Source organism: Cupriavidus sp. CER-90 (assembly GCF_057652055.1).
Window position 1 is genome coordinate 2,024,615 of the sequence record NZ_JBYGYM010000002.1, and the last position, 18,335, is coordinate 2,042,949.

The following is an 18,335-nucleotide window of genomic DNA, read 5'->3' on the forward strand; positions in this document are numbered from 1 at the left end:
GCATTGGCCGACGCCGCTCTGTATGGCGCGTTCGGCCGCGGCGCACTTTACTGGGCGGCGTCCTGGATGTTCGTGGCTTGCTTGCCCTTCGGGCCTTGCACCACCTCGAACGAAACGCGCTGGCCTTCCTTCAGCGTCTTGAAGCCCGCCATCTGGATTGCCGAAAAGTGCGCAAACAGTTCTTCCTCGCCATCGTCCGGCTTGATAAATCCGAAACCCTTGGCGTCATTGAACCATTTGACGATACCGCTTGCCATAAACTCCCCCAACGAAAAAGCTGATTTCAAGCGGGGAAACCAATGGCCAGCTGAAAACCACCCTGGCGGCCCAGCATGCCGTTCCTGACGGACCGGCCGCGTAAAGCGCCGCGCAAATGAAATTCGCGTGGCCAGCCGCCGCGCCCGTCCGGAAACGAGCCGCAAATGGCTGACCTACGCCGGTCGTGGGCCTCCCTGCTCACGGATACATCCGGTCTGGACTTTTTGCTTCGGCTCGCTGTCCAGGCCCCGATGTGCAAACGATTTTTCTGGCAAACCTACATACTGTCAAGCTGGCAGATTCCCCACTGGGCGTGGGGTGTGGCGGGATTGAAACGGCGCCAGATGGTACCTTTGTCGCCGTGGTGCATGGATTTTTTTGAAAATGCCGTCTGGCGGCCCGTCCGGTGCCCCGGCGAGGGTCGGCGGGCGCGTACCATGCACCGGGAACGTGCGCCGGGCGCCCTTTGTGCGGTTGCCCACGCCAGGATTTTTCCGAAGGGCTGCCCTTGAATACGGGGCCAGTTCCCCAAATTGCAGACTTGTGAGTAAGGGTTAGAATAAAAGCCATGGCGACACGGCTGGCGAACACCCCCCAACGCGAAGCAGGCACAGTCATCGAGCGGAAAGAGCAGCAGCTCAAGCCGCCGGCGATGTACAAGGTGCTCCTGCTCAATGACGACTACACTCCGATGGAGTTTGTCGTGATGATCCTGCAGCAGTATTTCAGCAGGGACCGGGAAACGGCGACGCAGATCATGCTCACCGTCCACCGGGAAGGTAAAGGCGTTTGTGGTATCTACACGCGGGATATTGCGGCGACCAAGGTCGAGCTTGTATCAACCCATGCGCGGCAGGCGGGCCACCCCCTGCAGTGCGTGATGGAGGAAGCATGATTGCGCAAGAATTGGAAGTAAGTCTGCACATGGCCTTTGTCGAGGCTCGCCAGGCACGCCACGAATTCATTACCGTGGAGCACCTGCTACAGGCGCTGCTTGACAACCCCACAGCAGCTGAAGTGCTGCGCGCGTGCGCGGCCAATATCGAGGACTTGCGCACCAGTCTGAAGAATTTCATCGCAGACAACACGCCTGTCGTACCGGGCACCGATGAAGTGGACACGCAGCCCACACTGGGCTTCCAGCGTGTGATCCAGCGCGCCATCATGCACGTGCAGTCGACGTCGAATGGCAAGAAGGAGGTGACCGGCGCCAACGTGCTGGTGGCCATCTTCGGCGAAAAGGACTCCCACGCGGTGTACTACCTGCAGCAGCAGGGCGTGACGCGCCTGGACGTGGTCAACTTCATCAGCCATGGCATCCGCAAGGACCAGGCCGAACCGGCCAAGCACGGCGAGGGCAACCCCGAAGGCGAGGGCGGCGACGGCAAGGAAAGCCCGCTCGAGCAATACACCCAGAACCTGAACGCGCTGGCCAAGGCCGGCAAGATCGATCCGCTGATCGGCCGCGACAGCGAGGTGGAGCGCGTGGTGCAGGTGCTGTGCCGCCGGCGCAAGAACAACCCGCTGCTGGTGGGCGAAGCTGGCGTGGGCAAGACCGCCATTGCGGAAGGCCTGGCCTGGCGCATCACCAAGAACGAGGTGCCCGATATCCTGGAAAAGGCTACCGTGTACTCGCTCGACATGGGCGCGCTGCTGGCCGGCACCAAGTACCGCGGCGACTTCGAACAGCGGCTCAAGGGCGTGCTGAAGTCGCTCAAGGACAATCCGCACGCGATCCTGTTCATCGACGAAATTCACACGCTGATCGGCGCGGGCGCCGCATCGGGCGGCACGCTGGACGCCAGCAACCTGCTCAAGCCGGCGCTGTCGTCGGGCCAGCTCAAGTGCGTGGGTGCCACCACGTTCACGGAATATCGCGGCATTTTCGAGAAGGATGCGGCCCTGTCGCGTCGTTTCCAGAAGATCGACGTGGTCGAGCCGTCGGTGGACCAGACCGTGCAGATCCTGCGCGGTCTGAAGTCGCGCTTCGAAGAGCACCATGGCGTCAAGTACGCGGCCTCGGCGCTGACCGCGGCGGCGGAGCTGTCCGCCCGCTTCATCACCGACCGCCATCTGCCTGACAAGGCCATCGATGTGATCGATGAGGCAGGTGCCGCGCAGCGCATCCTGCCGAAGTCGAAGCAGAAGAAGACCATTGGCAAGGGCGAGATCGAGGACATTGTGTCGCGCATCGCCCGCATCCCGCCGCAGAGCGTGAACCAGGACGACCGCAGCAAGCTGCAGACGCTGGAACGCGACCTGAAGTCGGTGGTGTTCGGCCAGGACCCGGCCATCGAGGCGCTGGCATCGGCAATCAAGATGTCGCGCGCCGGCCTGGGCAAGACCGACAAGCCGATCGGCTCATTCCTGTTCTCGGGCCCCACGGGCGTGGGCAAGACCGAAGTGGCCAAGCAGCTTGCGTTCATCATGGGCATCGAGCTGCTGCGCTTCGACATGTCGGAATACATGGAGCGCCATGCGGTCAGCCGCCTGATCGGCGCGCCGCCGGGCTATGTCGGGTTTGACCAGGGTGGCCTGCTGACCGAAGCCGTCACCAAGAAGCCGCACTGCGTGCTGCTGCTCGATGAGATCGAGAAGGCACATCCGGATATTTTCAATATCCTGCTGCAGGTGATGGACCACGGTTCGCTGACCGACAACAACGGCCGTCGCGCCGACTTCCGCAACGTGATCATCATCATGACCACGAACGCGGGGGCCGAGACGATGAACCGGGCCACGATCGGTTTCACCACGGCGCGCGAGCAGGGCGACGAGATGGCCGACATCAAGCGCATGTTCACGCCGGAGTTCCGCAACCGTCTGGATGCGACCATCAGCTTCCGGGCGCTGGACGAGGAAATCATCCTGCGCGTGGTGGACAAGTTCCTGATGCAGCTGGAAGAGCAGTTGCACGAGAAGAAGGTGGAAGCCAGCTTCTCGGAAAAGCTGCGCAAGTACCTGGCCAAGAAGGGCTTCGATCCGCTGATGGGCGCGCGGCCGATGCAGCGTCTGATCCAGGACATGATCCGCAAGGCACTCGCGGACGAGTTGCTGTTCGGCAAGCTGGTCACCGGCGGCAAGGTGGCCGTGGACCTAGACGAAGCGGACCAGATCAAGCTGACGTTCTCGGAAGCCGATCCGGAGCCGCCCGAGGCGCCGGAAAGCGAGCAGCGCGCGGAAGTCTGAGCGCGCGCCGATTGCGCCACGCCGCAACGCAAAAATGGCCGGGTTCTCCCCGGCCATTTTTTTGCCGATTGCCGGCCGATCGGGGTGCGATTGTTCCATTTTTGGGCGATCAGCGAAGGGCAATCCTGCAAGTGGCGCGATCATCGGGCAAAATACGCGGCTGGCGGCATGCCGCCTTTTCCTGATTCCGCGGCCATCCGGCCGCCCAGCCCGAGTCTCTGATGTCTTCTCCCGACCGCATGCGGCTGCGCCGCCTGCTGCTCAAGTCCCTGCCGATGGGCGCCATGCCCGTGGCGTCGCTCGCGGGCCTCGCCCAGGTTTCCCACGCAGCCGAGCCCTCGGCAACCAGCCGGCCGATTTCGATGGTCCTGCCGTTCCCGCCCGGGGGCAGCGTCGATATCGTGGCCCGGCAGCTGCAACCGGGATTGAAGACGATCCTGGGACAGACCGTGGTGGTCGACAACAAGCCCGGCGCCGGCGGCCTGATCGCCAGCAGCACCGTGGCGCGGGCCAAGCCGGACGGCAACACGCTGCTGATGGCCTTCGACACGCACGCCATCAACCCGTTTGCGTACAAGAACCTGCCGTACGACACCTTCAAGGATTTCACGCCGATCACCCAACTGGTGCGCTTTCCGCTTGTTATCGCCGCCAACCCGGCGCTATCGGCATCGAACGTGCGGGAACTGATCGAACTGGCGAAGTCGAACCCGAACGCGGTGCGCTTTGCCTCGTCGGGAATCGGCAGCCTGAACCAGCTGGCGGCCGAGGCCCTGGCCACCGAGGCAGGCGTGCATTTCCTGCACGTGCCCTACAAGGGCGGCGGCCCGGCCGTGCAGGCCGTGCTGGCGGGCGAGGTGGACCTGTTCTTCAGTAGCTACGCGGCCGTACAGGCCCACGTGGCGGCCAGGACGATCAAGGTGCTTGGCGTCACGGGAACGAGCCGGATCAAGCAGATGCCGCAGGTGCCGACCGTGGCCGAGCAAGGCTACAAGGGCTTCGAAGCGTATTCGTGGATTGGCGTTTTCGGGCCGGCGCAGATGCAACAGGACACCGTGATGCGCCTGCACGACGCGTTGGGCGCATCGATCAGGCAGCCCCGCGTGGTGGAGGCGCTGACCGCGCAGGGATTCGAAATCGCCGTGGGGTCGCCGGCCGACCTGGGCAACCTGGTCCGTCACGAGCACGACAAGTGGCAGGCCGTAGCCCGCAAGGCCAACATCCAGTTCGACTGATCCGATGCCGACCTTGCCCGAACCGTTCGACCACGCCGTTATCGTCTGCGCAGACCTGGACGCTGCCGCAGACCGCTGGCGCGCGCTGGGTTTCACGCTGACGCCGCGCGGCTATCACACGCTGGGATCGCAGAACCACTGCATCATGCTGGCGCGCGACTACCTGGAATTGCTGCACGTGACCGCGCCCAGCCCGAGCCGCCAGTATTACTGGGATGCCCAGCAGCGCGGCGGCGGTTGCGCAGCCATGTCGTGCAAGAGCCGCGATGCGTTTGCCACGGCCGACCGGCTGCGGGCTGCCGGCTTCCATCCTTCGGACCCCATCGAGTTCTCTCGGCCGGTGCGTCTGGACGATGGTTCGGAGCATCCCGCCACGTTCCGCGTGACGGCGTTGGACCAGGCGCCGGGCGCCCGCTATTTCGTCTGCGAGCATCGCACGCCGGAACTGCTGTGGCGGCCGGAATGGCTGACGCACGCGAATGGCGCAACGGCGATTGCGGCGACGTATCTGGTGGTGGAAGCGGACCGGGTGGCGGCCACGGCCGAAGCCTATGCCACGCTGACCGGCGCGACGATTGCCCGCGCCAGTGGCGAAACGGCGATGCTCGATATCGATGGTGCATCGTTCGTGGTCACGGCGCCGCAGGCGCTGGCCGATGCTGCCGACGTGCCGGGGCTGCGGCATGGCGCCACGGGCTATGCAGCGATCCGGCTTGCCACTGACGATCTGGAGAAAGCCCGCGCACACTGGCGGGCCAATGGGGTGCAGGCCACCGACCTGTCGCCGTCCATCACGCTGATCCCGGCCGGGCAGGCCAACGGCGTGGCGCTAATCTTCGAGCAACGCTGATTCTTGCTCCCCTCTGCCGCTGTGCGGGAGAGGGGAGAACACCGATCTGGCCTTACGCCTTCGCGTGCGCCACGCCGGTCGAGCCGAAGCCGCCGGCGCCGCGCGCGGAATCTTCCGAAAACGCTTCCACCGTTGTGAACACCGGACGCAGTACCGGCACGAACATCATCTGGGCGATGCGCTCGCCGGGCTGGATCACGATCGGCTCGGTGCCGGGCGCGTTGCGGTTCCACACGCTTACCATGATCTGGCCCTGGTAGTCGGCATCGATCACGCCGATCGAGTTGCCCAGTACCAGTCCCTTCTTGTGACCCAGGCCCGAGCGCGGCACGATGGTCGCGCACATGAACGGGTTGGCCATATGCACCGCGAAGCCGGCCGGCACCAGTTGCGCCGGCGTGCCGGGTTCGATGGTCACCGGGCCGTCCACGCAGGCGTGCAGGTCGATGGCGGCGGCCATGTCGCTCTGGTAGGCGGGCAGGCCCCAGTCGTTCAGGCGGGCGTCGAGCACCTTGATTTCGACAGTCGGATTCGCGGCTACGGTCATGGATGTGGATTCGTACGAGGGGACAAAGGCGGCATGATACCGCGCCGCCTTCGCTGATCCGCCACTTCGATCCGCCACGGGGTGTCGCGCCCCGCGGTCAGCCTTGCAGGTCGAAGGCCTCGGCCAGCAGTTCGTACGTGCGCATGCGCGCCTGGTATGACGCCGTCACGCTCAGCACCACCAGTTCGTCGGCCGCGAAGCGGTCCTTCAGCGCCAGCATGCGCTCGGCCACCTGCGCGGGCGTGCCGCAGATCGTACGGGGCCGCTCGCGTTCGATGATCAGGCGGTCGCGCTCGGTGGGCGTGAAATCGGCGGCCTGGGCCAGTGACGGAATCGGCGCATTGACGCCATAGGCCATCTGCAGCCGGCGGATATCGACGGCGCGCTCCAGCGCGGAGGCCTCGGCCTCTGTATCGGCGCAGATCACGAACACCGCAGCCGCGCTGTATGGCTGGTCTTCGTACCCGGCCTCGAAATCCTCGCGGTACTGCTGCGCCACCATGTCGCCGCCATGGGCGTTGATGAAATGCGCGAAGGCGAATCGCAACCCCAGCCGCGCGGCCAGCGCGCCGCCGAAGTCGCTGGAACCGAGCACCCAGATCTCGGGCCGGGTATCGATGGCCGGCTGCAGCAGCACGCCTTCGGCCAGATGATCGGGCGGCACCTCGCCGCGCAGCAGGAAGGCCAGGTCCTGCACCTGCTGCGGGAACTGGTCGCCCCGGTTGTACTGGCCCATGGCCACGGCCTGCGCGGTGCGCATGTCGCCGCCTGGGGCACGGCCCACGCCAAGGTCGATCCGGTTCGGAAACAGCGCCTCAAGCATGCGGAACTGCTCGGCCACCTTGAACGGGCTGTAGTAGGGCAGCATCACGCCGCCCGAGCCCAGCCGGATGCGCCGGGTCACGCTGCCCAGCCGCGCCAGCATGACTTCGGGGGCCGGGTTGCACACGCCTTGCAGGCCGTGGTGCTCGGCGCACCAGTAGCGCGTAAAGCCAAGGCTGTCGGCCATCTGGGCCAGATCGATCGTGGCCGCGATGGCGTCGCGGGCGGTATGGCCGTGGATGACCGGGCTCTGGTCCAGCACGGACAGGCGCAGCCTGGGGCGGGTATTACTCATGGCTGTGGGTGCGGCGGTGGGACACGGGCTTGTGCGGCAGGCGCTGGCCGATGGCGGCCACCAGTTCGCGGGCCAGCGACAGCTTGTCGGCACGCGGCAGGCGCGTCATGCCGTTGGCATCGAACAGCACGATCTCGTTGTCGTCGAGGCCGAAGGTGTGGTGGCCGATATTGCCCACCAGCAGCGGCACGCCCTTGCGCTGGCGCTTCTGCTCGCCATACTGCTCCAGGTTCTCGCTTTCGGCCGCGAATCCCACGCAGTAAGGCGCATCCGCGCGGGCTGCCACGGCCGCCAGGATGTCGGGGTTCTGCACGAACTGCAGCCTCGGCGTGTCGGTGTCGTTGGCCTTCTTCAGCTTCTGCTGGGCCACCTCGGCCGGGCGCCAGTCGGCCACGGCAGCCACGGCGACGAACACATCGACATCGCGCAGTTGCGCCATGACCGCATCGTGCATCTGCCGGGCGCTGCGGATATCGGTACGCGCCACGCCGCGCGGCGTGGGCAGCGATGTGGGTCCGGCCACCAGCAGCACGTCGGCACCGGCTTCGCGGGCCGCGCGGGCGATCGAGAAGCCCATCTTGCCCGACGACAGGTTGGTGATGCCGCGCACCGGGTCGATGGCCTCGAATGTCGGGCCGGCGGTGATCAGCACCCGCTTGCCCTGCAGCGGCTTGGGCTGGAAGAACGCGATCAGGTCTTCCACCAGTTCCTCGGGCTCCAGCATCCGGCCGTCGCCGATTTCGCCGCAGGCCTGGTCGCCGGTGCCGGGGCCCAGGATCGCCACGCCATCGGCGCGCAGCTGGGCCGCATTGCGTTGCGTCGGCGCGGCGGCCCACATCTGGCGGTTCATGGCCGGTGCCACCAGCAGCGGACACTCGCGCGCGATGCACAGCGTGGTGAGCAGATCGTCACAGAGGCCGTTGGCCACCTTGGCCAGGAAGTCGGTGGAAGCGGGGGCGATCAGGATGGCGTCGGCCTCGCGCGAGAGGTCGATATGCGCCATGTTGTTGTCGATGCGCGCGTCCCATTGCGACAGGAACACCGGGCGCCCGGACAGCGCCTGCATCGTCACCGGGGTGATGAAATGCGTTGCCGCTTCGGTCATGGCCACCTGCACGGTGGCACCTGCCTTGGTCAGCAGCCGTACCAGCTCGGCCGACTTGTAGCAGGCGATGCCGCCGGTCAGGCCAAGGACAATGTGCTTGCCGCGCAGATCCATGGGATAGCTCTTCGGAGATCGGAGTTCCGCATGATACCGCCGGGCGGGCGGATGCGCTGGGAGATGCGGCAGGTTTGCTCCCCTCTCCCGCCAGGCGGGAGAGGGGTTGGGGGAGAGGGTATGGCGGCTCTGCTTGCCACGCTTCGCAGTTTGCACCGCCTGGCCCTCTCCACCGGCCCTCCCTCCCACAAGTGGGAGAGGGGCGTCTGCAGCCGTCAATGCCGCCGCACGCGTCGCAATTCGTCCACGATGAGCAGGATCGCGCCGACCGTGATCGCGCAATCGGCCACGTTGAAGGCCGGGAAATGCGTGTTGCGCCAGTGGAAGTCCAGGAAGTCGATCACATGGCCATGGATCACGCGGTCCACCACGTTGCCCACGGCGCCGCCCAGGATCAGCGACACGGCCAGGCAGAACATCTTCTGCCCGGTATGGCGATACAGCAGCCAGACGATGAAGCCGCCCACGGCCACGCCCAGCACCGTGAAGAACCAGCGTTGCCAGCCGCCCGCATCAGCCAGGAAGCTGAACGCCGCGCCCTTGTTGTAGACCAGCACCAGGTTGAAGAAGCTGGTGACCGGGCGCGATTCCGCATACTGGAACGACCGGGTGATCACGACCTTGAAGAACTGGTCGATCATCACCACCAGCAGCGCAAACGCCATCCACAGCCACGGCGTGACGTTGGCGCCGGGCTTGCCGCTGGACTTGCTCTTGCTGCGCGGCGAGGACGAACGCGACGAACGGGTCGAGGACGATGCCATCAGGCGTGGCTCCTGTGTTCACCGGCGCCGAACAGGTTGCTGTCGCAGCGGCCGCAAAGGGTGGGATGCGCCGGGTTGTGGCCCACGTCGGCGCGATAGTGCCAGCAACGTTCGCACTTGGCGTGCTGCGACGGCGTGACCGTCACCAGCAGGTCGCCGCCTTCCGGCGCCGGCGTGACCTTGGCCGCCGACGTCAGCAGCACAAAGCGCAGGTCGTCGGACAGGCTCTGCAGCGCGGCCAGCACCGGCCCGCCCGCGGCGATCGTGACCTCGGCCTGCAGCGACGAACCAATGTCGCCTTCCACGCGCACCGCTTCCAGCTGGCGCGTGACTTCGGCGCGCACCGCGCGGATCTCGTGCCACTTCTGCAGCAGGTCGTCGGCTTCGCTGACCGGCGGCAGGTCGTAGTACGTGCTCGTGAAGATCGTGTCGGTGTGCTCGGTGCCGTGCGCGAACACCTGCCAGGCTTCCTCGGCCGTGAACGACAGGAACGGCGCCATCCAGTGCAGCATCGCCTGGGTGATGTGGTACAGCGCGTTCTGCGCGGCGCGGCGCGCCTGCGAATCGGGGGCCGTCGTGTACAGGCGGTCCTTCAGCACGTCGAGGTAGAAGCCGCCCAGGTCTTCCGAGCAGAACGTCTGCAGCTTGGCCACCACCGGGTGGAACTCGTACGCCTGGTAGTGCGACAGCACTTCCTTCTGCAGGCGGTCGGTCAGCGCCACCGCGTAGCGGTCGATCTCCAGCCATTCCGAGGCCGGCAGCGCATGCCTGGCGTGGTCGTAGTCGGTCAGGTTGGCCAGCAGGAAGCGCAGCGTGTTGCGGATGCGGCGATAGCCTTCCACCACGCGCTTGAGGATTTCCTCGGAGATCGACAGCTCGCCGGAATAGTCGGTCGAAGCGACCCACAGGCGGATGATTTCCGCGCCCATCTTGTTCGAGATGTCCTGCGGCGCCACCGTGTTGCCCACCGACTTCGACATCTTGCGGCCTTCACCGTCCACCGTGAAGCCGTGTGTCAGCAGCGCCTTGTAGGGCGGCTTGCCGTACAGCATCGACGCGGTCAGCAGCGACGAATGGAACCAGCCGCGGTGCTGGTCCGAGCCTTCCAGGTACAGGTCGGCCAGGCGGCCATCGGGCGTGTCGGCCGACGGATCGTAGAGTTCGTCGCGATGCGAGCCGCGGATCACGGTCCAGTGCGTGGTGCCGGAGTCGAACCAGACGTCCAGCGTGTCGCGATTCTTCTCATAGAGCGCGGCTTCGTCGCCCAGCAGGTCCTTCGGGTCCAGCGACTGCCAGGCCTCGATGCCGTGCTGCTCCACGCGCCGGGCCACTTCTTCCAGCAGCGCCGGCGTACGCGGATGCAGCGCGCCGGTTTCCTTGTGGATGAAGAAGGCCATCGGCACGCCCCATTGTCGCTGGCGCGACAGCGTCCAGTCCGGGCGGTTGGCGATCATGTTGTGCAGGCGCTGCTTGCCCCACGACGGGTAGAACTCGGTGGCCTCGATGCCGGCCAGCGCGCTCTCGCGCAGCGTCGGGCCGTTGTCGGCCGGGTCCACGTCCATGCCCGCGAACCACTGCGACGTGGCGCGGTAGATGATCGGCGTCTTGTGGCGCCAGCAGTGCATGTAGCTGTGCTCGTACTTGTGCGAGTTGAACAGGTTGCCCGACTCACGTAGTACTTCGACGATTTTCGGGTTGGCATCCCAGATCGACAGGCCGCCGAACAGCGGCAGCGTGCTGGCATAGACGCCATCGCCCATCACCGGGCTGATGATTTCCGCATCCGGCATGCCGTGCGCCTTGCACGACTGGAAATCCTCCACGCCGTAGGCCGGGGCCGAGTGGACGATGCCGGTGCCGGTGTCGGTGGTCACGTAGTCGCCCAGATACACCGGCGACGTGCGCGCATAGCCGGCATCCATCCTGGACAGCGGATGGTGGAAGCGCACCTCGGTCAGCGCATCGCCGCGCGCGGTCGCCACGATCCGGCCTTCCAGCGCATAGGTCTTCAGCTGTTCCTCGACGCGATCCTTTGCCAGGATCAGGAAGCCGCGCGGGGTCTCGACCAGCGCGTATTCCACTTCCGGGTGCATGTTCAGCGCCTGGTTGGACGGGATCGTCCACGGCGTGGTGGTCCAGATCACGATCCAGCCCGGCTTGCCTTCGAGCTGGGCCAGCGGCACGTGGAAGGCGTGGGCGATCTTGTCGGTCTCCGCGAACGGGAAGCCCACGTCGATCGACAGGTCGACCTTGTCCTTGTATTCGACTTCGGCCTCGGCCAGTGCCGAACCGCAGTCGAAGCACCAGTTCACCGGCTTCAGGCCACGGAACACATAGCCTTTTTCCATGATCTTGCCCAGCGCGCGCAGCTCGTCGGCTTCGTTGCTGAAGTTCATGGTCAGGTACGGATTGTCCCAGTCGCCCAGCACGCCCAGGCGCTCGAAATCCTTCTTCTGGCGGGCGATCTGCTCGGTGGCGTAGGCGCGTGCCTTGGCCTGGACTTCCTGCACCGGCAGGCCCTTGCCGAACTGCTTCTCGATCTGGATCTCGATCGGCATGCCGTGGCAGTCCCAGCCCGGCACGTAGACGGCGTCCAGTCCGGTCAGGCCGCGCGCCTTGATGATCATGTCCTTCAGGACCTTGTTCACCGCATGGCCGATATGGATATCACCGTTGGCGTACGGGGGGCCGTCGTGCAGCACGAACTTCTTCGCCCCCTTGCGCGCGGCGCGGATCTTCTTGTAGAGCTGCTTGTCCTGCCATTGCTTGACCCACAGCGGCTCGCGCTTGGGCAGGTCGCCGCGCATCGGGAACGGGGTATCCAGCAGGTTGACCGGATACTTGCTTTTTTCAGGCTTGGCGCGTTTGTCGTCGGACATGGTTGATTCTCGGGGCAATTCGTTTGGGCGCGGACCGGGGGATGACCGCCGCGCGCGTGTCATTTCGGGGCAAGGCAGGGCGGGTCCCGGCGGCGCGCATGCATGGGCGCGCCGCCGGCCGCTAGCTAATTCGGTCGGTGGCGGAGGTGGCGAAGTCGCGCCGGTCGCCGGCCGGATTGGCGGCCTCCAGGCCGAAGAACGCCCGGGCTTCGCGGGCATCCTTGGCGATGGCCTCGGTCAGCGCCTCGAGCGAGTGAAAGCGCTCTTCGTCGCGCAGCTTCTTCATGAATTCCACGCGCACCAGCTTGCCGTAGAGGTTCGCGTTGAAGTCGAACAGATGCACCTCCAGCAGCACGCGCCCGGCGTCTTCCACGGTGGGTCGCACGCCAATGCTGGCCACGCCTGGCAGCGGGTGATCGGCAATGCCGTGGACCTGCACCACGAAGATGCCGTTCACGGCCGGGCGCTTGTGCGTGATCCGCAGGTTCAGGGTCGGAAACCCCAGGTTGCGGCCCAGCTTGCGGCCGTGGATCACGTGGCCGCTGATGGCATAGCCGTGGCCCAGCAGGCGACGCGCGTGTTCCAGGTCGCCATCGGCCAGCGCCTGGCGCACGGCCGAACTCGAAATGCGGATGCCGCCTTCGGAGACCGAGCCCATCTGCTCCACATCGAAGCCAAACTGGCGGCCGGCCTGCTGCAGGTAGCCGAAGTCGCCGGCGCGCTTGGCGCCAAAGCGGAAATCGTCGCCCACCAGCACCCAACGCGCATGCAGGCCGTGCCAGAGCACGTTCTCAACGAACTGCTGCGGCGACTGGGCGGCAAAATGGGCGTTGAAGTGTTCCACCACCACGCGGTCCACGCCGTTGCGGCGCAAGGCATCGAGCTTGTCGCGCAGCAGGGCAATGCGGGTGGGGGCGTGCTCCGGCGCAAAGAACTCGCGCGGGTGCGGCTCGAACGTCATGACGCATAGCGGCAGGCCGCGCGCGTCGGCGGCCGCACGGGCGCGCGCGAGCAGCGACTGGTGGCCGCGATGCACACCGTCGAAATTGCCGATGGTGAGCGCGCAGGGCGCCCGGCTTTCGGCGTTGGGCAGGCCGCGGAAGACTTTCACGAGGACGGCGGACGAGCTTTTCAGGGAAAGCGAGCATTATAAGGCGAATGGCACCGCGTGCCGCCGGATTGCCTGTTTTGACGGCACCGGCCTTGTGCCGTTGTAGGCAAGCTGCCCACAAATGGCGAATTTGTGGGCCTATCCGCCACTCCGCCATGGCGCAGCGCCGCAAAAGGCGGCATGATATGCCCAATTCAGAACAAGAACCGCGCGATTCCTGCAACAGTCGCCGCTCCCCGGGTCTGTCGCAGCGGAATGTCGTCGCCTTACATGCCAGGCCGCACTTGAACGCGCTGCTTAACAAGATATTGCCGCCCCCCGGGCCGCAACTGGACACCGAGACGCGGGCCAAGCTGCTGGCCACGGTCCATCGCGTCTCCCCCACCGCCATTGCCTCGTCCGTGCTCCTGCCGGGCCTGACCGCCTGGGCATTCTGGAACGAAGCCAGCCATGCCGCCCTACTGGTCTGGTGCGCGATCATGCTGCTGCTGACGGCCGGCGGCAGCTGGTTCTACCTCGGTTACCAGCGCGACAGCGGCAAGATGAGCCGTTCGGCGCACACGCGCAAGTGGTGGAACAACATGCGCGCGATTGCCTTCCTGACAGGCCTGACCTGGGGAAGCTCGGCGCTGCTGCATTTGTATACAGGCTCGGTGGTGTTTTCCAGCGTGCTGTACCTGCTGACGCTGGGGGTGCTGGCGGGCGGCGCCACGTCGCAGTCGCCGATCCCCTCGAACCTGGTTTTTGCCGGCGTGCCGATCCTGGTGCCCAATATCCTGCTGGCCGAGATCGCCTTCCCGGCCCATGGCGGCTACGTGCAGCTGCTGCTGGTGGTCTATGCGCTGATGCTGGCGCGCCATTCGCTGAACCTGCAGCACACGCTGGTGCGCGCCATCCAGCTCGAATCGGAAAGCCGCCGGCTGGCCAAGCAGTTCCAGGAGGAAAAGGAGCGGGCGCTTCATGCCAGCGAGGAAAAGTCGCGCTTCCTGGCCGCCGCCAGCCACGACCTGCGCCAGCCCGTGCATGCGCTGGTGATGCTGGTCGAGGCGCTGCGCGCGCGCAACCAGTCCAGCGCGCTGCATCCGCTGGTGGAGCAGGTGGCGGCCGGCACGCAGACCATCGACCTGCTGTTCCGCTCGCTGCTGGACCTGTCCAAGCTCGAAGGGCGCAAGGTGCTGCCCACGATGGAGCCGTGCGAGCTGCACTCGTTGATCCACGACGTCATGAGCCAGTTCGCCGCCGACGCGCGCGAAAGCGGCCTGACGCTGACGCCGCGCGTGCCCGACGAACTTTACGCGATGGCCGAGCCTGTGCTGCTGCGGCGCGCGCTGTTCAACCTCGTGCAGAACGCGCTGCGCTATACCAAGCGCGGGGGCATCCTGGTCACCGCGCGCCAGCGCCGCAAGCATGTGCGCGTGGAAGTCTGGGACACCGGCGCGGGCATCACGCCGGAACACTTGCCCGAGATCTTTTCGCCTTATTACCAGGTGCATAACCCCCAGCGCGATCCGTCGCAGGGCCTGGGGCTGGGGCTGGCCATCTTCAAGGAATGCGTGCGTTTGATGCGCGGCACCTATGGCGTGCGCTCGGTGCCGGGCAAGGGTTCGGTGTTCTGGTTCGCGCTGGCGCCGGTGCCGGCCGAGACCGTGGCCAACGTCCGGGCGATGCGCGCCAATGCGCAGGCCGAGGAAGCGCGGCAGGATCGGCTGCGCGGCACGGTGCTGGTGGTGGACGACGACAGCCAGATCCGCAAGGCGTGGATCGCGCTGATGGAGGCCTGGGGTATCCGCGTCGCCTGTGCCGCGCACGGGCAGGAGGCCGATGCACTGTTCGCCAAGGGCCTGAAGCCGGACATCATCTTCTGCGACTTGCGCCTGCCGGGCAACGAGAACGGCCTGGACCTGCTGGAACGCTGGCAGACCACGCAGCCGCAGGCGCGCAGCGCCTTGCTGACGGGCGACCTGAAATCGGCGGCGCTGCTGGCGGCCGAGGATGCCGGCTATTTCGTGCTGCCCAAGCCGGTGGACCCGGCCAATCTGCGCATGCTGCTGCGCCGCTGGCTGCAGGTGGGTTGAAGCGGGTCGCCGCCTGTCCGCTCCGTCTGGCCGGCCTGTCCAACGTCGCGTCGAAAGGCATCACCCAAACAAAAACGCCGCCCTGGATACCAGAGGCGGCGTTTCTTTATTGTGGCGGGCCGGGCAGGGCGCTTACTGGCGCAGGCGGAATCGCTCCATGCGCGACATTACCTGCATGCGCGTCCGCACGCCCAGGCGTTGCAGAATGGCGGACACGTGTTCCTTGACCGTGTTTTCGGTCAGCCCCAGCTTGCGTGCGATGACCTTGTTCGGCAGGCCTTCCAGCACCAGCGCCAGCACGGAACCCTGGCGCGGCGTCAGGCCCAGTTCGGCCGGGGTGACGGGGATGCCGTGCGCCGGGCCAAACGACTGCGAGCGACCGGACAGCGCTTCGTCCGACGGAAAGCTCGTATCGCCGGCCAGCACCTTGCGCACGGCGGCCGTAAAGGCATTGGCATCGAGATGCTTGCCGACAAAGCCGCATGCGGACAGCGCACGCGCACGGCCCACGATCTCGGGCGTGGCCTCGGCGGACATGAAGATGAAACGTGCGCCCGGAATCACGGTCTTGAACGCCTGCATGGCATCAAAGCCAGTGCCGTCATTCAACCAGATATCGAGCAGCACGATATCGGGACGAAGTCCCTGGTTCAGCGAGTGGAGAGCCTCCTTGGCGCTCCCGGCAGCGTGGACAGCAACGTCGGGCATCACCTCCGCCAGGAAGGCGGTGGTGCCGGAAAGAGCCATAGGATGATCATCGACCACCAACAAAGTCGGTGCAGCGTTCGACATGCGTATTCCCGTCTAATTTCCCGTTTCGTCCTTGTTGTCACCGTTTTCCGAGAAAGCGGCGCGTGGACGTAGGACCCACTCTAACAGAGCGGGGTGCGCGTCACAATCGGTGGCACTTGGGTATTTCTTCTTGCAGGCGTGCCCAAAAGCGTTGTGGGAGGCGCGTTTCGCGGTAATTAAGTACCTATTGAGCACGGATTGCAAGCGTTTGCACCACAGCTTGGTAGAATCGCGGCGATGAAAAATATTGTCATATTGATTTCCGGGCGCGGCTCCAATATGGAAGCCATTGTCCGGGCCTGCGCGGCCGAGCGGTGGCCGGCGCGCGTGGCCGCAGTGCTGTCGAACCGGCCCGATGCCTCGGGCCTGCAGTTTGCCGCCGATCACGGTATCGCCACGGGCGTGGTGGACCACAAGCAGTTTCCCGATCGATCCAGTTTCGACGCGGCGATGCGCGACGCCATCGACGCGCACCAGCCCGACCTGGTGGTGCTGGCCGGCTTCATGCGTATCCTGACCGACGACTTCGTCGAGCATTACGCGGGCCGGATGCTGAATATCCATCCGTCGCTGCTGCCGAGCTTTCCGGGCATGCATACGCACCGCCAAGCCCTGGAGGCGGGCGTCAAGCTGCATGGCGCGACCGTGCATTTCGTCACGCCCGAACTCGATCACGGCCCGATTGTGATACAGGCTGCGCTCGATGTTCTGCCTGGCGATACGCCAGACTCCCTGGCCGATCGTTTGCTCGATAGCGAACATGTCATTTACCCGCGCGCCGTGCGCTGGTTTGTCGAAGACCGCCTGCATGTGCAGGACGGCGTAGTTCAAGTTCAACCGGCCGAACCCCAATGGTTCATGGCCATCTCGCCCGCAGCGGCAGGAAAACAGCCATGAGTCGCCAACAAGAAAACACGACCTCCCGCGACAACCGCCAGCGTTCGCGCGGCAGCAAGGGCAAGGCCAGCCCGATCCGCAGGTCCCAGGGTGACCAGGCCAATCACGCGCCCCGTACGCCGGGCGCGCTGCAGGCGTTTCACCTGCAGCACATCGACCGCCTGATCGGCAAGGTGCTGCTGTTCGCGCGTCCGGCCGATGCCGTGGTGAGCCACTACTTCCGTGAAAATAACAAACTTGGCCATCGTGATCGCGGAATCATTGCCGAAGCAGTTTTCGCAGTGTTGCGCCGACGCGTCGAATTTGGTCAGTTTGCCGAAAGCGGCACCGGCGCGGCCACGCGCCGCCTGGGCCTGCTGGGCCTGGCCGCCACGCTGGGGCGCGACACGCTGACGCCTTTCCTGTATCCCGACGAAGCCGAGTGGCTGGACCGCCTGACCACGATCGAGCGCTCGAGCCTGGCGCCGCGCGTGCGCGCCAACCTGCCCGAATGGCTGTACGACGACCTGGCGGCGCATCATGGCGAAGCGTTCACGGCCGCCCTGGGGGATGCCTGGCTGCGCCCGGCGCCGCTGGACCTGCGCGTCAACACGGCCAAGCTCTCCCGCGAGGAGGCGCTGGCCGAACTGCAGACCGCTGGTATCGCGGCCGAACCGGCGCCGATGGCCCCCGCCGGTATCCGCCTGAAGGGCAAGCCCGCACTGAACCAGTTGCCGCTGTTCATCAACGGCGGCGTCGAAGTGCAGGACGAAGGCAGCCAGCTGCTATGCCATCTGCTGGCACCGAAGCGTGGCGAAATGGTCGTCGACTTTTGCGCGGGTGCGGGCGGCAAGACGCTGGCGCTGGGGGTGGCCATGCGTTCGACGGGCCGCCTCTATGCCTTCGATGTGTCGGAAAAGCGCCTCGCCAATCTGAAGCCCCGTCTGGCACGTAGCGGTTTGTCCAATGTTCATCCGGTGCTGATCGACTCCGAGCGCGATGTCAAGGTCAAGCGTCTGGCCGGCAAGATCGACCGCGTGCTGGTCGATGCACCGTGCAGCGGCCTGGGCACCCTGCGCCGGAACCCGGACCTGAAGTGGCGTCAGACGCCGGAATCGGTGCTGGAACTGACCGCCAAGCAAGCGGCGATTCTGGAAGCGGCTGCCAAGCTGGTGAAGGGTGGCGGCCGTGTCGTATACGCCACTTGCAGCGTGCTGGAGGCCGAAAACGAAGCCATCGTCCGTGATTTCCTGGCCAAGAACGAGAACTTCCGCCTCGTGCCGGCGGCGGAGGTGTTTGCCGAGCAGAAGATCACGGTGCCCGATTTGCCGGCAGAAGGCGGCATGTTGGCGCTGTATCCGCACATCCACCAGACCGACGGCTTCTTCGCGGCCGTGCTGGAACGTACGCGCTAAGGAGTAAG

Annotated in this window: 15 protein-coding genes; 7 read left to right on the top strand and 8 right to left on the bottom strand. The window is 65.7% G+C overall.

The window, feature by feature from the left end; all coding sequences use genetic code 11:
• Window positions 1-47: 47 nt before the first annotated feature.
• On the bottom strand, window positions 48-257 hold the full coding sequence (locus tag AC24R4_RS19945; protein WP_029051623.1) for a cold-shock protein: 210 nt from the start codon (window positions 255-257) through the stop codon (window positions 48-50).
• A gap of 569 nt (window positions 258-826) precedes the next feature.
• Between AC24R4_RS19945 and clpS the strand changes: the two genes are divergently transcribed.
• The 4 genes from clpS (at window position 827) to AC24R4_RS19965 (ending at window position 5,532) form a co-directional block, all read left to right on the top strand.
• Window positions 827-1,153, top strand: a complete 327-nt coding sequence (gene clpS, locus AC24R4_RS19950) for an ATP-dependent Clp protease adapter ClpS (RefSeq protein ID WP_049815983.1) — start codon at window positions 827-829, stop codon at window positions 1,151-1,153.
• The gene (gene clpA, locus AC24R4_RS19955) at window positions 1,150-3,447 is read left to right on the top strand and encodes an ATP-dependent Clp protease ATP-binding subunit ClpA (RefSeq protein ID WP_153947338.1); all 2,298 of its coding nucleotides are present in this window, start codon (window positions 1,150-1,152) and stop codon (window positions 3,445-3,447) included. Before clpS ends, clpA begins: the two co-directional genes overlap by 4 nt.
• Before the next feature lie 221 nt (window positions 3,448-3,668).
• Window positions 3,669-4,682, top strand: a complete 1,014-nt coding sequence (locus tag AC24R4_RS19960; protein ID WP_400391637.1) for a Bug family tripartite tricarboxylate transporter substrate binding protein — start codon at window positions 3,669-3,671, stop codon at window positions 4,680-4,682.
• A gap of 4 nt (window positions 4,683-4,686) precedes the next feature.
• Window positions 4,687-5,532, top strand: coding sequence for a VOC family protein (locus tag AC24R4_RS19965; protein ID WP_400391640.1), 846 nt, complete (start codon window positions 4,687-4,689; stop codon window positions 5,530-5,532).
• A gap of 52 nt (window positions 5,533-5,584) precedes the next feature.
• On the opposite strand, the gene dut is transcribed toward AC24R4_RS19965, so the two are convergent.
• The 6 genes from dut to AC24R4_RS19995 all read right to left on the bottom strand — a co-directional run bounded on the left by dut (window position 5,585) and on the right by AC24R4_RS19995 (window position 13,169).
• Window positions 5,585-6,079 carry a dUTP diphosphatase gene (dut, locus tag AC24R4_RS19970; protein ID WP_092601756.1) on the bottom strand — a complete coding sequence of 165 codons (495 nt, stop codon included), beginning with the start codon at window positions 6,077-6,079 and terminating at the stop codon, window positions 5,585-5,587.
• A gap of 97 nt (window positions 6,080-6,176) precedes the next feature.
• A complete protein-coding gene (locus tag AC24R4_RS19975) occupies window positions 6,177-7,196 on the bottom strand; it encodes an LLM class flavin-dependent oxidoreductase (protein ID WP_400391643.1) in 1,020 nt (339 codons plus the stop codon).
• The gene (gene coaBC, locus AC24R4_RS19980) at window positions 7,189-8,415 is read right to left on the bottom strand and encodes a bifunctional phosphopantothenoylcysteine decarboxylase/phosphopantothenate--cysteine ligase CoaBC (protein WP_400391645.1); all 1,227 of its coding nucleotides are present in this window, start codon (window positions 8,413-8,415) and stop codon (window positions 7,189-7,191) included. Before coaBC ends, AC24R4_RS19975 begins: the two co-directional genes overlap by 8 nt.
• Window positions 8,416-8,630: 215 nt before the next feature.
• Window positions 8,631-9,179, bottom strand: a complete 549-nt coding sequence (lspA, locus tag AC24R4_RS19985; protein WP_400391648.1) for a signal peptidase II — start codon at window positions 9,177-9,179, stop codon at window positions 8,631-8,633.
• Window positions 9,179-12,058, bottom strand: a complete 2,880-nt coding sequence (gene ileS / locus AC24R4_RS19990; RefSeq protein ID WP_400391651.1) for an isoleucine--tRNA ligase — start codon at window positions 12,056-12,058, stop codon at window positions 9,179-9,181. The genes lspA and ileS overlap by 1 nt, the downstream gene beginning before the upstream one ends.
• 121 nt (window positions 12,059-12,179) lie before the next feature.
• A complete protein-coding gene (locus AC24R4_RS19995) occupies window positions 12,180-13,169 on the bottom strand; it encodes a bifunctional riboflavin kinase/FAD synthetase (RefSeq protein WP_400391654.1) in 990 nt (329 codons plus the stop codon).
• Between the two features lie 284 nt (window positions 13,170-13,453).
• Between AC24R4_RS19995 and AC24R4_RS20000 the strand changes: the two genes are divergently transcribed.
• Window positions 13,454-15,244, top strand: coding sequence for an ATP-binding response regulator (locus AC24R4_RS20000; RefSeq protein WP_400391657.1), 1,791 nt, complete (start codon window positions 13,454-13,456; stop codon window positions 15,242-15,244).
• Between the two features lie 132 nt (window positions 15,245-15,376).
• On the opposite strand, the gene AC24R4_RS20005 is transcribed toward AC24R4_RS20000, so the two are convergent.
• The gene (locus AC24R4_RS20005) at window positions 15,377-16,036 is read right to left on the bottom strand and encodes a response regulator (protein ID WP_029051234.1); all 660 of its coding nucleotides are present in this window, start codon (window positions 16,034-16,036) and stop codon (window positions 15,377-15,379) included.
• Window positions 16,037-16,273: 237 nt separating this feature from the next.
• On the opposite strand from AC24R4_RS20005, the gene purN reads away from it, so the two are divergent.
• Together purN and AC24R4_RS20015 are read left to right on the top strand one after the other, a co-directional pair.
• On the top strand, window positions 16,274-16,933 hold the full coding sequence (gene purN / locus AC24R4_RS20010) for a phosphoribosylglycinamide formyltransferase (RefSeq protein WP_400391672.1): 660 nt from the start codon (window positions 16,274-16,276) through the stop codon (window positions 16,931-16,933).
• On the top strand, window positions 16,930-18,327 hold the full coding sequence (locus AC24R4_RS20015; protein WP_400391659.1) for an RsmB/NOP family class I SAM-dependent RNA methyltransferase: 1,398 nt from the start codon (window positions 16,930-16,932) through the stop codon (window positions 18,325-18,327). Before purN ends, AC24R4_RS20015 begins: the two co-directional genes overlap by 4 nt.
• The last annotated feature ends 8 nt before the right edge of the window (window positions 18,328-18,335 follow it).

Excerpts from the sequence above, each read along its gene's own strand:
- AC24R4_RS19945 (WP_029051623.1), bottom strand. The coding sequence starts at position 257 with ATGGCAAGCGGTATCGTCAAATGGTTCAATGACGCCAAGGGTTTCGGA.
- clpS (WP_049815983.1), top strand. The coding sequence starts at position 827 with ATGGCGACACGGCTGGCGAACACCCCCCAACGCGAAGCAGGCACAGTC.
- clpA (WP_153947338.1), top strand. The coding sequence starts at position 1,150 with ATGATTGCGCAAGAATTGGAAGTAAGTCTGCACATGGCCTTTGTCGAG.
- AC24R4_RS19960 (WP_400391637.1), top strand. The coding sequence starts at position 3,669 with ATGTCTTCTCCCGACCGCATGCGGCTGCGCCGCCTGCTGCTCAAGTCC.
- AC24R4_RS19965 (WP_400391640.1), top strand. The coding sequence starts at position 4,687 with ATGCCGACCTTGCCCGAACCGTTCGACCACGCCGTTATCGTCTGCGCA.
- dut (WP_092601756.1), bottom strand. The coding sequence starts at position 6,079 with ATGACCGTAGCCGCGAATCCGACTGTCGAAATCAAGGTGCTCGACGCC.
- AC24R4_RS19975 (WP_400391643.1), bottom strand. The coding sequence starts at position 7,196 with ATGAGTAATACCCGCCCCAGGCTGCGCCTGTCCGTGCTGGACCAGAGC.
- coaBC (WP_400391645.1), bottom strand. The coding sequence starts at position 8,415 with ATGGATCTGCGCGGCAAGCACATTGTCCTTGGCCTGACCGGCGGCATC.
- lspA (WP_400391648.1), bottom strand. The coding sequence starts at position 9,179 with ATGGCATCGTCCTCGACCCGTTCGTCGCGTTCGTCCTCGCCGCGCAGC.
- ileS (WP_400391651.1), bottom strand. The coding sequence starts at position 12,058 with ATGTCCGACGACAAACGCGCCAAGCCTGAAAAAAGCAAGTATCCGGTC.
- AC24R4_RS20005 (WP_029051234.1), bottom strand. The coding sequence starts at position 16,036 with ATGTCGAACGCTGCACCGACTTTGTTGGTGGTCGATGATCATCCTATG.
- purN (WP_400391672.1), top strand. The coding sequence starts at position 16,274 with ATGAAAAATATTGTCATATTGATTTCCGGGCGCGGCTCCAATATGGAA.
- AC24R4_RS20015 (WP_400391659.1), top strand. The coding sequence starts at position 16,930 with ATGAGTCGCCAACAAGAAAACACGACCTCCCGCGACAACCGCCAGCGT.